Genomic DNA, 14504 nt, shown 5'->3' on the forward strand with positions numbered 1-14504 from the left:
TTTCCAATGTACTATGTTCAAACTTACACTAACGAGGTTTCAATAATTCATTTGTTTTTTAATTATACCAACGAAATTTTAGGAACTAATAAAAGACTCCTAGATAGTTGAAAGTATTTTTTCTTATTTAATTTTTAGAAAGAAGGATAACAATGAAAACAAAAGCTATCGTTTCTACACCTGAAAAAGATTTTAATATGCAAGAAGTATACTTAAACGATATTAAAGACGATGAAGTATTAGTAAAAATTATCGCTTCGGGTATATGTCATACAGATGCAACAGTTTTAGACGGTACAATGCCAACACCAAAACCAGTTGTTTTAGGACATGAAGGTTCTGGTATTGTAGAAAAAGTGGGAAGTAATGTAACATCGGTTAAACCTGGTGACCATGTTGTACTTGGATTTTCTTACTGTGGTCATTGTGAAAATTGCTTAGATGGTAATGCTGCTGCTTGCGAAAATATGATTGAATTAAACTTCTCTGGAAAAAACAAACGCCATGTAACACCTATACACGATCTTAACAATAATGACATTTCTCAATTCTTCGGCCAATCTTCATTCGCATACCATACCGTTGTTAATGAGAATAATGCTGTAAAAGTACCAAAAGATGTTGATATACGTTTGTTAGGACCACTTGGTTGTGGAATTATGACTGGTAGCGGTACGATCCTAAATTCATTACAGCCAAAACCAGGTAGTAGCCTAGTTGTATTTGGAACCGGTGCTGTTGGCCTTAGTGGCTTAATGGTAGCTAAAATTGCTGGATGTACTACAATCATTGCCATTGATATTCATGATAGTCGTTTAGAATTAGCGAAGGAATTAGGGGCTACACACACGATTAATAGCTTAAACGAAGATCCAGTTGCCAAAATTAAAGAAATTACAAACGGTGGAGCTAATTACTCCTTTGAAACAACTGGCGTAAATACTGTTACACTGCAATCCATTCAATGCTTACGAGTAAAAGGTACAATGGCAACTGTTGCTGTTGGTAAAAAGGATTTAACTTTAAACGTAACAAATGAAATTGTCGTAAAAGCTATTACAATTAAAGGGGTAGTTGAAGGTGATGCAGTACCGCAACTATTCATTCCAAAATTAATTAATTTCTATCAAAAAGGACTATTCCCATTCGATAAGTTTGTACAATTCTATTCTTTTGAAGAAATTGCTCAAGCATTTGAAGATTCTAAAACAGGAAAAACGATTAAACCTATTATCGTAATGGAGTAACATTTGTTTACTTTTTCCCGATAACTAACAAAACAAAAATATCCTGAAATGAAATAAATAAAATTAAAAAGGTTTCCTAAGTAGGAAACCTTTTTTAGTTGACCATATAAGGCTAACAATTCGTTTATCTCTTTTAAATAAAGAAAATAAACAATTATTATCTCCTCACATATGGAAAATCTCTTAACAATAGAAGTGGGAGTGGTTCAGTATTCTTCTAAAAATAATAACTTATATACCTAAAACAATGAAAGCCCTACCTCTCTTTCATCCTTACGGCTCCTCGTCCGTGCCAGTGTGAATCAGGATTGCAAAAATCAAGTAACTATTTTATCGAGTTATTTAATTAAACTTCGAACATTCGTAAAAGAAATTAAAAAATAAAAATGGATTAAATTGTAGTAATAACAAAAGAGGTTAATGCTCTAAAAGTGGTTTGAAAGAGTTGAATGTCTTTGAAATGATTGATTTTCTATAATTATATTCCCAAAAAATTCAAGATCTTTTTTGGGATGTAATACATTATCTACAATGAATCTTAACAAAAGCTTTTTATTTGATTTTCTGTGATACCTTCAATTAATCCCAGCTCACTAATCAAAAATTCATGTGCGTTATCTAACATTTTCTTTTCGCTTGCATTAAGTGCTTTTTCTTTCTGCATACGTAATAAATCACGTACAACTTCAGCACCTTCTTGTATTTTACCCGTTTTTATTTTATCAGTGTTTAATTTATACCTTTGTTTCCACGTAAGTAATCTATCTGATTCCCCATGCTGAAAAATATCTATTATGTTTGTTAATGCCTTTATATCTGTAACTGGTCGTATATTTGAACTCAATATTTTCCCCATAGGAATCATTACTTCCATATTACTAGCCGACATTTTTATAACATAATACTGTCTTTTTTCTCCTGAGATTTCCTTTTCTTCTATGGCTTTAATTATACCTGCTCCGTGCATTGGATAAACGATGTTATCGCCAATTTGAAACAAATAATCCACCTCCATATATGGTAACCTTCTCAATCTTAACACACATTTATTTTTTCAGCAAAATTTTTATAATATCACAAAATTATTTTCTATGTCAATTTATTTACACATAAAAATTCAAGCTGTACAGAAACACTAAAAAACCCGCGATTTTGTTACATTTCTACACCCATTTTCTCCAATTTTATATACCTTGTAAAACAAAAAAAAACACATCACTACATATAAGTAGCGATGTATTTTTATATAATGACAAAAACGGTTGCTTCAAAACTTCACACACGATCCTTCGCTTATATACTAACCTGTTTACTAATCGTTTCTCGCGCTAAAAGAAAACTCATAATCACTTGCGCAGCTACTCTACTCGTCATATCCCTAAAATCAAGAGTTGGATCAATTTCTACTATATCCATCCCTTGAACGAGTGGCTCTTTACCAAGGAATTCAATTGCATCAAGTAAAGTTGTACTATCCATCCCACCAGGGCCAATTGCTGGACAGCCCGGCGCAAACGCTTGGTCTAGTACGTCCATATCAAGAGAAATATAAATAGAAGTCACATCTTGTTTTCTTAATACTTCAATACTTTCTGAAATAAGATCTTTTATTTTTCGCTCTCTTACATCTTTCATTGTATACACTGTCACGCCATGCTCTTTTGCATATTCATGGTACGCTCGTGCATTTGAAAAATTACGAATCCCAATTTGAACGAGCTGTTTTCCTGTAATCACATCATTTTCTAGCAAACTACGGAACGGCGTACCATTTGATGGACCACCATCATCTAAATTACGTAAATCATGATGGGCATCAAATTGAATAATACCGACCTTCCCTTTACTATTTGCAAAACCAGTTATACTCGGAAAACTAATCGAGTGGTCACCACCAAGAACGATTGGTATCATTTTCGGATTTACTTTCGTCAAGTGACCAACTGTTTTCGCAATTCGGTTATGACTCTCTTTTATATCTGTCACATGCATCGTAATATCACCACAATCATGAAGAACACTTTCTTTCATATCGTGTTCTTCTGTAATTGCGTACGTGCTATATGCATCCAACATTGAACGAATTGTTTTTGGTGCAAAACATGCTCCTGAATGGCTAATAGATGGTTTAGAAAGGGGCGCTCCAATTAAGGCAGCACCGAATATTTCCACACCTTCCTCCCAATCTTTAATCATTTCGCTCCATTTCGTCACTTCCCGATCGATAAACTTTGCATTTTTCTTTAAATAGTGGCCGTGCTCCACGATTGTTCACCTCTTGTATATGCGATATTCCCATTCTTCCATACTGTATTTACATGACTTACGCCGTAATGGTACGGTACGTAAGCGTAATTATAAGCATCCCATAAAACTAAATCCGCCTTACGACCAACTCTAATTTTCCCAGCTACATCGCCTCGATTAATGGCATAAGATGAGTTCACTGTTACCGCATTCCAAACTTCTTCTGGTGTCATTTTCAGTTTCAGCATCGCAATGCTCATAATAAGCTGAATGTTTTCAGTTGGACAGCTACCTGGGTTAAAGTCTGTAGCTAAGGCAACTGCAACACCTTCATCAATCATTTTGCGGCCGCGTGCGAAGCTTTCTTTATTTAAATAGAAAGTTGTTCCTGGTAATAAAGTTGCTACTGTATTAGAATTCGCAAGCATTTCAATTCCTTTATCAGAAGCGCCAACTAAATGGTCCGCTGATGCTGCACCAATTTCAGCCGCTGCTTCCGCACCACCAAGAGGGTCGATTTCATCTGCATGAATTTTCACATCAAAGCCAAGCTCTTTCGCTTTTAATAAAAATTCTTTTGATTCTTCTACAGAGAACACACCTGTTTCACAGAAAATATCAACGAACTCAGCTAATTGCTTCTCTTTCATTTCTGGTAATAGATCTAGCATCCATTGTAAAAATTCTTTCGATCTTCCTTTATACTCTTTCGGAACTGCATGAGCACCTAAAAATGTTGAAACTAAATCAATTGGATGCTCTTTTTGTAATTGTGCAGTTGCCTCTAATTGTTTCCATTCTGTCTCATCATCCAATCCGTAACCACTCTTCGCTTCTACAGTTGTAACTCCGAAAGATAGCATACGGTCTAAATGGAATTTAGCTTTTTGAACAAGTTCTTCTTTCGACGCTTGTTTCGTTGCATTTACAGTTGAAAGAATACCTCCGCCTTGTTCTAAAATTTCCAAGTACGGAACTCCTTGTAGTTTTAGCGCGACTTCATTTTCACGAGATCCACCAAATACAAGATGAGTATGCGGATCAACAAGACCAGGAGACACCATTTTCCCGCCGCAATCAATAACCTCTTTCGCTTGTAATCCTTTAGCTTCTTCCGCTGTTCCAACAAAAGTAATTACACCATTTTCAATTCCAACCGCACCGTTTTCAATAACAGGAAGCGTATTCATCGCTTCCTGTCTTAACAAGCCATCTTCTTGATCCATCGTTAGTAATTGACCGATATTTATTAGTAAAGTGTCCAGCATGTTTCTTCCTCCTTATTTCATCATTGGGATGTTAACGCCTTTTTCTTTCGCAGTTTGAACCGCTAAGTCATAGCCAGCATCAACGTGACGAACAACACCCATACCAGGGTCAGAAGTTAATACGCGTTCAATACGTTTTGCTGCTGCTTCTGTTCCATCTGCAACGATAACCATTCCAGCGTGAAGTGAATACCCCATACCAACGCCACCACCGTGGTGAACAGATACCCAGCTTGCACCGTTTACACTGTTAATTAATGCATTTAAAATTGGCCAGTCTGCTACTGCATCACTACCGTCTTTCATAGATTCTGTTTCACGGTTTGGAGATGCTACTGATCCACAATCTAAATGGTCACGGCCAATAACGATCGGTGCTGATAATTCACCATTAGCCACCATTTCATTAATAATGCGGCCAAATTTCGCACGCTCACCATAACCAAGCCAACAAATACGTGATGGAAGACCTTGGAACTCAACTTGCTGACGTGCCATACGGATCCAATTACATAAATGCTCATTATCCGCGAACTCGCGTAAAATAACTTCGTCTGTTTTATAAATATCTTCTGGATCACCAGAAAGTGCTACCCAGCGGAATGGTCCTTTTCCTTCACAGAATAATGGACGGATAAATGCTGGAACGAATCCCGGGAAATCGAAAGCATTTTTTAATCCTTCATCGAAAGCAACTTGGCGAATGTTATTTCCGTAATCAAATGTAATCGCGCCTTTTTCTTGCATTGCAAGCATTGCTTCTACATGTTTTTTCATACTTTCTTTTGATAATTGTACGTAACGTTCTGGATCTTCTTCACGAAGCTTCGCTGCTTCTTCTACTGTGTAACCTACTGGAATATAACCGTTTAATGGATCATGGGCAGAAGTTTGATCCGTAACTAAGTCAGGGATAATATTACGGTTTACTAACTCAGGTAAAATTTCTGCTGCATTACCTAATAATCCAATTGAAATAGGCTCTTTCTTCTCTTTATATTCGTTTGCAATAGCCAATGCTTCTTCTAATGATTCTGTATACTTATCACAATATCTCTTTTCAATACGACGATCGATACTACGCTTATCTACATCAATAGCAATTACAACACCGCCGTTCATCGTTACAGCAAGCGGTTGTGCGCCACCCATGCCACCTAAACCAGCAGTAATCGTTACAGTACCTTTTAATGAACCATCGAAATGTTGACGTGCCGCTTCACCAAATGTTTCATATGTTCCTTGTAAAATCCCTTGTGTCCCAATGTAAATCCAGCTACCCGCTGTCATTTGTCCGTACATCATAAGACCTTTTTTCTCTAGTTCACGGAAGTGATCCCAGTTCGCCCACTTCGGTACTAAGTTTGAGTTCGCTAAAAGAACGCGAGGCGCATCTTCATGTGATTTAAAAATTGCTACCGGTTTTCCTGATTGAACAAGTAACGTTTCATCGTTTTCTAACGTTTTTAATGAATCAACAATTGCATGGTAGCTTTCCCAATTACGAGCTGCACGGCCAATTCCGCCATACACAACTAATTCTTCTGGTTTTTCAGCTACTTCAGGATCTAAATTGTTCATTAACATTCGAAGTGCAGCTTCTTGAACCCATCCTTTCGTTTGTAACTCAGTACCTCTTGCCGCACGAATTGTTTGTTGTACTTTTTCCATTTCAATCTCTCCCTTTTCTCGTTTTATAGTGCTGCATTTACATCCAATCTTTCCTTTATTGAATAATTCGTTTTTAACCAATGCGCGATATTTTCAATATCCGTTGAGAATATACGGTCATTTGTAATAGAAGGCACTTGCTGACGACCTTGATGATAGAACGTTTTTGTAACTGTACTCATGTTTTCAATTCCGCGATATTCTGCTGCTTGCATCGCACAGATCATCTCAATTGCAAGAACGCGTCTTGCATTTTGAATAATTTGATGCGCATGACGTGAAGCGATTGTTCCCATACTTACGTGATCTTCTTGGTTAGCTGAAGACGGAATTGAATCTACACTCGCTGGATGAGCTAACGTTTTATTTTCTGAAACGAGTGAAGCCGCTGCATATTGCATAATCATGGCACCTGATTGAAGTCCTGGTTCTGGACTTAAAAATGGTGGTAAGTCATTTAATTGCGGATTTACTAGGCGTTCAATACGGCGCTCTGAAATATTTGCAAGCTCCGCCATCCCTACTTTTAAGAAGTCCATTGCAAATGCAATTGGTTGTCCGTGGAAATTACCACCAGAGATTACTTTTTCACCGCCATCAAAAATAAGTGGATTATCTGTTGCTGCATTCATTTCAATTTCTAATTTTTCTTTCACATAATTTAAAACTTGCCAAGAAGCACCGTGAACTTGCGGGATACAACGAAGTGAATATGCATCTTGTACACGAAGTTCTCCTTGTTTTGTCACAAGTTTACTATCATGAAGAATATCACGAATTCTGCTTGCCACTTCGACTTGCTCTTTATAACCACGCGCTTTATGAACATTTTCATCGAATGCATCAATAATGCCGCGTAATCCTTCCATTGTCATCGATGCAATTAATTCTGATTGATAAGCACTTGCTTCAGCTTCTATATAAGAAAGAACCCCTTGCGCTGTCATTGCCTGCGTACCATTGATTAACGCAAGACCTTCTTTTGCTTCAAGTTCAATAGGTTCAAGTCCTTCTTCTGTAAGAGCAACCATCGCATGAACTCGTTTTCCTTTGTAGAACACTTCACCTTCACCTAATAAAACGAGAGCAAGATGAGATAAAGGTGCTAAATCACCGCTCGCTCCTAGTGATCCTTGTTGCGGAACGACTGGATGAATTTTACGATTTACAAACTCAAGAAGCATGTTTACAACAAGTGGTCTAACACCCGATACTCCTTTTAACATCGTATTAGCTCGTAAAATTAACATACCGCGTGATACTTCTTCAGGGAATGGATCGCCTATTCCGCACGCATGTGACTGAATTAAGTTGTGTTGAAGTGCTTTTACATCATCTTTTTGAATAAGCACATCACTAAACTTTCCAAATCCAGTTGTAATACCGTAAACGACTTTTCCGTCCTCTACAATTTTCTCGACAACTTCGCGGCACTCTGCCACTTTTTGCATACTAGTTGGGCAAGCTGTTACACCTTCACCTTCAAGTAACAACCTCTTCATTTCTTCAACTGTCAATGTGTGTCCTGTTAACGTAATCATTCTTTTTCCTCCTTATAAAGGCAAAAGGGGACCTTATCTTTTTAAGACAGACTTCTGTCCTAAAAAATAAGGCCCCCTTCTAACTAATAGACTATGGGCAAATCATATGTGATTAATTCCTAAACCAATCGCCTCATGCTCAGATCCTTTTACAGGTGCACCAATCGTTCCATAAAGTGCAACAGCAACCCATTCGCCTTCTTTTTTTCCGTCGTATGGTGTACCGCGCACAATCGCAAAGCGAAGTCCTACTGTACGAAGAACGTCTGCTAACTGAATTTGACCTCTCGTCACTCCGTACAAAGCTTCCATAATTGCATGATAAAGTGCATGTGTTTCTCTGTAAACATCTGTTTCAATAACTCGGTTGCTCTTAGCCGCTGTTTCCATTGCTGCTACTACTTTTTGCGAATTCATAGAACCAACTTTCCCAGTACAATATTTCCAACCTTTCGGAATAGATAATACGGGACTTTCATTCTCATCCGCAAGTGCCAACAGCATGGCCATACGACCAATTCGATGTGTTCCTTGAAGAAGCATGTGACTCTCTCATTTCTTTTGAATTATTTGAATATTACTTAATTTAAGAATATATGAAAACGGTTAAATCGTCAATAGTTTAAAATATTATTCAAGCAATTTTTTATCCCTCTCATACTTGTACTTGTGTACACAATTTATTTACAGATTTTTTTCAGACGTGCTATAGTCTCACTAACAGATGCAAAGGGGCGAAATTTCAGTGGCGAAGCGAAAAGATATTCATTTTCGAATTGAAGAAAAATTACTTACAAGGTTTGAAGACGCACTCCATTACGAAGGTTTAAATAAAACAGATGTATTAACACATGCGATTCAGCAATTTTGCATAAAGGTGGAATGTGAAAAAATGAATGATGTAAAACGCCAATACAACGTAAGTAACCATTTACAAACACGTATCGATACGCATAAACATTACGAAGAAAAACAAGTGAATGTAGATGAAGTCGTCATTGAACATTTACAACTCCAAGGTGAAGAAAAAATATTAGAGGTCGGGTGTGCTAACGGAAAATTTCTTTCCCTTTTGCAAACTAATGGTCATAAAGGACATCTAACTGGTTTTGATCAATCCGAAACTATGCTTTCTGAAGCTGCTATAACGAATAATATGATTGAATGGAAACTCGGTGACGCTAGTAAACTTCCTTTCGAAGCTAATTGTTATGACCTGCTAATCGCAAGGCATATGTTATACCACATGAAAGATGTCGAAAAAACTATTCAAGGATTCCATAAGATAATTCGTCCTGGCGGCGCCCTTTTAGCTACAACAAATTCTAAAGTTTCATTACCTCGTATAGATGAAATGTGTAACAAAATGTTAGTCACATTTGATTTACCAAAAACATCACCGTCAGTAGCTCCATTTTGTTTAGAAAATGGTAAAGATCTATTACACTCTGTTTTTTCAACTGTTGAAGAAACAATTATTCATAATGCACTTGTTTTTCATCATGCCACTCCAATCGTTAACTATATTTCTAGCATGTTCCCGTCGCTGAATATACCTGATAATATGTCCCTTCACACCGAAATGAAGGAATGGCTAAAAGAAGAAATAGAAAATGATTTATCATTTCATAACGGTATATGGCGCGATCCGAAAACGTTAGTGATTTATCGATGTAAAAAAGAAAAGAGCTAGCATTCGCTAGCTTTTACACGTTTTCCGGTAAAAGATTCTCCATCATTTAAATAAAAAATTGCATCCGAACGGCATTCTCTTAATTTATACAATTCATCTTTTAATTCTGTTTCTATACCCCACTCTTTCCCTATCATCTTCGGATAAAAGAGTGTATAAAATTCAATATCTTCTGGTCCACGATCAAAAATCACGACTGAGCTTTTCACATTTTGAAACTCTTTTATTTTTGCTTCAATAAACATTTTTTGATTTGTAATAAACCCCTCTTTTGAGTTCATATATAAATGTAATTCTTTTCTTTTTTCTACAATTGGATATGGATTTTCGTATATAATTGAAAGCTCATATTGCTCTAACCTTTTTGCCAATGTTGTTTTCCCACTTGCCATCGGTCCTTGGAGTGAAATTACGTATGTCATCCCTCTCATTCCCTTGTACTGTATTACATAAATAATAAACAGAATTTTGAAAACTATCAACAAGATATATATCATCTTGTTTCTTATTCTTATCTAACTTATAATAAAAAATAGAGATTATGACGGACGCAAAATAATGTAAGCTTGGAAATCCAAGCTTACATTATTTTTTGCTTTCCCTTTTCTTATAAAAAGAGTATACTAGATTAGAACGTATGTTCTTAATAATTACATACAGTAAGGAGATAGAACAATGGTATACGACACAAAAGCAATTTCTTGGAATGCATCTTTAAAACAACTTCAACGCCGCTATACAAACAAACAAGTTGACCGAAAAGAATTTGAAGATATTGAACTGATGGAATTCTTCCGCGATAACGACTACATTCCTTTACCTACACATATAAGCGGCCTATCAACAACACGTTTTACTTCTTACTCTATTTTCACAACTGAAGATAAAGATCGTAAAGTTGGCACACTCATCATTGAATATGTAGAAAATGACAATGATATTTTATGTGTTGAACAACTATACTTCGTTTAAATCACAACGCTTGGTCAAAATGATCAAGCGTTCTTGCTTTCTATGAATCTCATTGCTTATAATATAAATAAAATACAAAATATTGCTTTCGTTAAAGGAGGGCATACAATTGCTTGAAGGATGGTTTAGTTGGTTTATAGTCGTTTGGACTGTTGTATTATTAGGGCTTATGTCCATTGGTGGATATTTCATGTTCAGAAAATTCCTAAAACGATTGCCAAAAGAAGACGGTATGTCCATTTTGGATTGGGAAGATCACTATATTAATAAAACAAGACACTTATGGGCTGACGAACAAAAACAATTGTTAGAAGAACTAGTAAGTCCCGTTCCGGAATTATTTCGCGATGTTGCTAAGTCAAAAATTGCTGGCAAAATCGGAGAACTAGCATTACAAGAAAATGCCTCTAAAATTACACAAGATTTAATTATTAAAGGATATATCATCGCCACACCAAAGCGTGATCATAAATTTTTAGTTAAGAAACTACAAGAAAAAGAGATTGATTATTCTAACTATAAAACTTTACTTGCAAAGTAAGCCCATTATTCCTTATAAAAAAGATTGCTATTTTATAGCAATCTTTTTTATAAGCTCAACTTACAGTTACTGATTTTGTAGCAATTAATCTCGCTTTCGCTAAATCTATCTGTAACCCTACAGCACTCGTATAAATCGTATCACCAGTACCTGTAATATTTACAGAGATATATGTTGTATTCGCAGCAATTCATCCTGTTGCATTTATATTTGCAATATTAGATTCGGCTCAAGACACTTAAGCTAAGCGAAATTTCGTCATTAACATTCCACTTTCATGTTGTATCAGTACCATCAAGTGGAGTAATTGTTAATGAAGGAACGTCTCCTATACGATCCAACCTAATCTAACTTAGCCACCAATTACCGGTGATAAAACTTCAAACCAAATAGTATTCCTTATATCGGTCCATTCATAACGTCAAACTTAAATTGCTTCTTCGATGGTCGACAATTTATACATCACAACTAGAATTGAGGAAGTTACCTTTCAGTGATTAACAAAAAACAACGTCTAATCAGACGTTGTTTCTTTATACATATAACACTCTTTACGTTAACTTCATATCTTTTTCATTATAAAAACCGTCTTCTTTTTCCATTTCCTTCTGTAATTTCGTAAAGGAACGGTACATTGCAATTCTCCATGAAACGATCATTGCAAACGCAAGTAAGAAGAACATGCCACTAAGTTGTCCTAAATCAAGAGATTGGCTTAAGTATGTTTTAAATACAATCCGCACGACAAGTAATCCAATTAGTATAAAAACAAATGCTTTTGAACGCTTCAAATAAATCTCTTGTCCTCTAATTTCAAATTTAGATGTTTTAATAAGAAAAATAGAGAAAAACAAACCGACGCCAATTGCTTCTAACATTTCTGCTGGAGTTAATCGAAATTCAGGAAAAACAAACATCAACGCTCCCGTGCTCATAAAGAATGGGGGAAGTATAATTTTTTTCAATGTTGCAGGTTTCTTAGCTGCTTTTAAACGAATAAACATCGCACCGACAGCCATACAAACAGCAACGATACTTGATAACAGAACTATGTTCATATTTTCTCATCCTTTTTTATGGCTATATGCAAAATATAATTTTATTATATGCTTTTCCGTTAGTATTTCCAACATTTTCACAGAATAATACTAAAAACCGGTAAAACCACCAAATAAACTTGAGAAATATACGATAATTTTCGTCATCCAGTTAAAATATAGGAAGATACCCATGACAATCATAACGTATCCTCCAATCTTCATGAATTTCATACTATTTCTTTTAATCCAAGACATTTTCGTAATAAAGAATGAAAGTACGAAAAACGGGATAGCAAATCCAAGTATGTAAGCAATCATATAAATCATTGCCGATTCTGGATTTGTTGCTGCTAATCCAATGACAGACACTAATATAGGCCCAGTACAAGGTGTCCATCCAGCAGCAAAGGCCAACCCAATTAGAACGGATCCAAAATAGCCACTCGGACGATTTTTAAACGTAAATTTACGGTCTTGCATTAAAAACTTCGGCTTAAATACACCGACAATAATAAGACCAAACACGATGATAAATATACCGCCTAACTGTCTAATTAAATCTTTATAATTTGTAAAGATGCCTCCAATAAAACTTGTACCAAATCCAATTGCAATAAAAATAATTGAAAAACCAAGTAAGAAAAACGCTGTATGTATCATACTTCTTTTGCGAAGCATTGCATTTTCTTCTTTCAATTCAGAAACCGACATACCTGTTATGTATGATAAAAATGCCGGATAAAGCGGTAAGCAACATGGGGATATAAATGATAAGAACCCAGCTCCAAACGCTAAAAAAATACTAATATCTTGCATTATTCCACTCCTCTCCTCTTCAATATTGTAGCAAAAACAATTGAAAATACTATGGACATTTCATGAATTCACTTTTCCAACATGACAATAAGAAAAACTACCCTTTCACACATTTTCTAATAAAACGTTTTCATTCCCTTCTATTATATAGAAAAATCTCAATTGAATTATGAAACTCTTTCTAATTGTTACTAACATAACAAAGGTTCCACAGTTTCTCAAATGATTAGCACATTACAATTGACTTCACACCTATTGACCTTAAAAATTTTTTTCAAATGCTGTCTTTATACAACATAAAGCTGATTTTACAATACTTTAATTATTATTAATTTCAAGATTATGCATAAATATCATACTTTTATTATTATTCTATAAAATTTTGCACTTTTCTTTCATTTGACCCTTCATTTTTAATTTTGTATACTTCCCTCTAGTTATATATGTCCGTTACGGAACAATTTCATATAGATGGGAGGAATTTTTCATGCTTCGTTATTCTCTTTTAGTTTTATTAGGAGCGTGTAGTTATGGGGTTTTAGCTATTTTTGTTAAACTTGCATATGCAGAAGGGTTTTCACTTGGAGAGGTAATTGGTAGCCAGTATTTGTTCGGTTGGATTATTTTACTTGCTATTACACTTCTATTTTCTAGACATCGTGTTCCACTAAAACAAATGTTAATTTTATTCGTCGCAGGAACGTCTGCAAGTTTTACTGGAATTTTTTATTACGCTTCTTTAAAAACTGTACCAGCTTCTATTGCAATTATACTTTTATTCCAGTTCGTTTGGGTTGGAATTATCATTGAAGCAGTCGCAACAAAAACATTACCTTCAAGAGAAAAAGTTATTTCAGTAATCTTCTTACTTGCAGGTACATTTTTATCAAGTGGGTTATTAGAAACATCAGCTGGTGATTTCGATACGACTGGAATCATTTTAGGCTTATTATCTGCTATTACATTTGCAACATACATTTTCGTAAGCGGGAAAGTTGCCGTTGAAGTACCTTCTTTACCACGTGGTGTCCTTTTAATGGCTGGCGCTTTAACTTTAGTCATGATCGTATTCCCGCCAACATTTATTTTTAACGGGGCGATCTCTCAAGGCCTTTGGAAATACGGCTTAGGATTAGGAATATTTAGTATCGTTATTCCGTCCATTGCCTTTACAATTGGCATTCCAAAAATCGGTTCTGGATTAGCAACTATTCTTGGTGCAGCAGAACTACCAGTTACAACTATTATGTCTGTATTCGTTTTAAAAGAAGCTGTACTATCTTCACAATGGTTCGGTGTATCACTTATTTTAATCGGTATCGCAATCCCGCAAATTGCATACGCAATGCGTGGGCGTTATCGAAAACAGCATACTCATAAAAAAGTTGCAGCATAAAACGAGAGAGGATTTTCATTTGAGAATCCTCTCTTTTATTATTGTATAATTAATACAAATACTTCACTTAAG

Annotated in this window: 13 protein-coding genes and 1 pseudogene; 5 read left to right on the top strand and 9 right to left on the bottom strand. The window is 35.5% G+C overall.

Annotated features, from left to right (window positions below; all coding sequences use genetic code 11):
* Positions 1–152 precede the first annotated feature (152 nt).
* On the top strand, positions 153–1247 hold the full coding sequence (locus QCI77_RS18260) for an NAD(P)-dependent alcohol dehydrogenase (RefSeq protein ID WP_353825328.1): 1095 nt from the start codon (positions 153–155) through the stop codon (positions 1245–1247).
* 538 nt (positions 1248–1785) lie between these two features.
* Here the strand turns inward: QCI77_RS18260 and QCI77_RS18265 are convergent.
* The 6 genes from QCI77_RS18265 to hutP all read right to left on the bottom strand — a co-directional run bounded on the left by QCI77_RS18265 (position 1786) and on the right by hutP (position 8517).
* Positions 1786–2247, bottom strand: a complete 462-nt coding sequence (locus tag QCI77_RS18265; protein ID WP_170935206.1) for a CarD family transcriptional regulator — start codon at positions 2245–2247, stop codon at positions 1786–1788.
* 293 nt (positions 2248–2540) lie between these two features.
* Positions 2541–3512 carry a formimidoylglutamase gene (gene hutG / locus QCI77_RS18270; protein ID WP_033709347.1) on the bottom strand — a complete coding sequence of 324 codons (972 nt, stop codon included), beginning with the start codon at positions 3510–3512 and terminating at the stop codon, positions 2541–2543.
* Complete coding sequence (gene hutI, locus QCI77_RS18275) at positions 3491–4762, bottom strand: imidazolonepropionase (protein WP_002190400.1); 1272 nt, start codon at positions 4760–4762, stop codon at positions 3491–3493. The genes hutG and hutI overlap by 22 nt, the downstream gene beginning before the upstream one ends.
* Positions 4763–4774: 12 nt before the next feature.
* The gene (gene hutU / locus QCI77_RS18280; RefSeq protein ID WP_002033512.1) at positions 4775–6433 is read right to left on the bottom strand and encodes a urocanate hydratase; all 1659 of its coding nucleotides are present in this window, start codon (positions 6431–6433) and stop codon (positions 4775–4777) included.
* Positions 6434–6456: 23 nt separating this feature from the next.
* Entirely contained in the window at positions 6457–7974 is a 1518-nt protein-coding gene (gene hutH / locus QCI77_RS18285) for a histidine ammonia-lyase (RefSeq protein ID WP_002033511.1), read from the bottom strand.
* A gap of 102 nt (positions 7975–8076) precedes the next feature.
* Positions 8077–8517, bottom strand: coding sequence for a histidine utilization transcription antiterminator HutP (gene hutP / locus QCI77_RS18290; RefSeq protein ID WP_000926519.1), 441 nt, complete (start codon positions 8515–8517; stop codon positions 8077–8079).
* Between the two features lie 181 nt (positions 8518–8698).
* Here hutP and QCI77_RS18295 point away from each other — a divergent pair, with 181 nt between their 5' ends.
* A complete protein-coding gene (locus tag QCI77_RS18295; RefSeq protein ID WP_085960791.1) occupies positions 8699–9667 on the top strand; it encodes a class I SAM-dependent methyltransferase in 969 nt (322 codons plus the stop codon).
* 44 nt (positions 9668–9711) lie between these two features.
* Here the strand turns inward: QCI77_RS18295 and QCI77_RS18300 are convergent.
* Positions 9712–10089, bottom strand: a pseudogene (locus tag QCI77_RS18300) (AAA family ATPase); the annotation flags it as partial.
* A 253-nt stretch (positions 10090–10342) separates the two neighbouring features.
* On the opposite strand from QCI77_RS18300, the gene QCI77_RS18305 reads away from it, so the two are divergent.
* Both QCI77_RS18305 and QCI77_RS18310 read left to right on the top strand, forming a co-directional pair.
* Positions 10343–10639: a hypothetical protein gene (locus QCI77_RS18305; protein WP_002033506.1), complete on the top strand. Its 297-nt coding sequence runs from the start codon at positions 10343–10345 to the stop codon at positions 10637–10639.
* A gap of 109 nt (positions 10640–10748) precedes the next feature.
* Positions 10749–11180: a DUF2621 domain-containing protein gene (locus QCI77_RS18310; protein ID WP_088293336.1), complete on the top strand. Its 432-nt coding sequence runs from the start codon at positions 10749–10751 to the stop codon at positions 11178–11180.
* A 551-nt stretch (positions 11181–11731) separates the two neighbouring features.
* On the opposite strand, the gene QCI77_RS18315 is transcribed toward QCI77_RS18310, so the two are convergent.
* Positions 11732–12238: a CcdC family protein gene (locus QCI77_RS18315; RefSeq protein WP_002014224.1), complete on the bottom strand. Its 507-nt coding sequence runs from the start codon at positions 12236–12238 to the stop codon at positions 11732–11734.
* 90 nt (positions 12239–12328) lie between these two features.
* Positions 12329–13036, bottom strand: coding sequence for a cytochrome c-type biogenesis protein CcdA (gene ccdA / locus QCI77_RS18320; protein WP_001152684.1), 708 nt, complete (start codon positions 13034–13036; stop codon positions 12329–12331).
* Between the two features lie 487 nt (positions 13037–13523).
* Here ccdA and QCI77_RS18325 point away from each other — a divergent pair, with 487 nt between their 5' ends.
* On the top strand, positions 13524–14432 hold the full coding sequence (locus QCI77_RS18325; RefSeq protein ID WP_002128551.1) for an EamA family transporter: 909 nt from the start codon (positions 13524–13526) through the stop codon (positions 14430–14432).
* Positions 14433–14504: the final 72 nt, after the last annotated feature.

This window comes from Bacillus cereus group sp. MG9 (genome assembly GCF_040459995.1).
Taxonomy (GTDB): domain Bacteria; phylum Bacillota; class Bacilli; order Bacillales; family Bacillaceae_G; genus Bacillus_A; species Bacillus_A mycoides.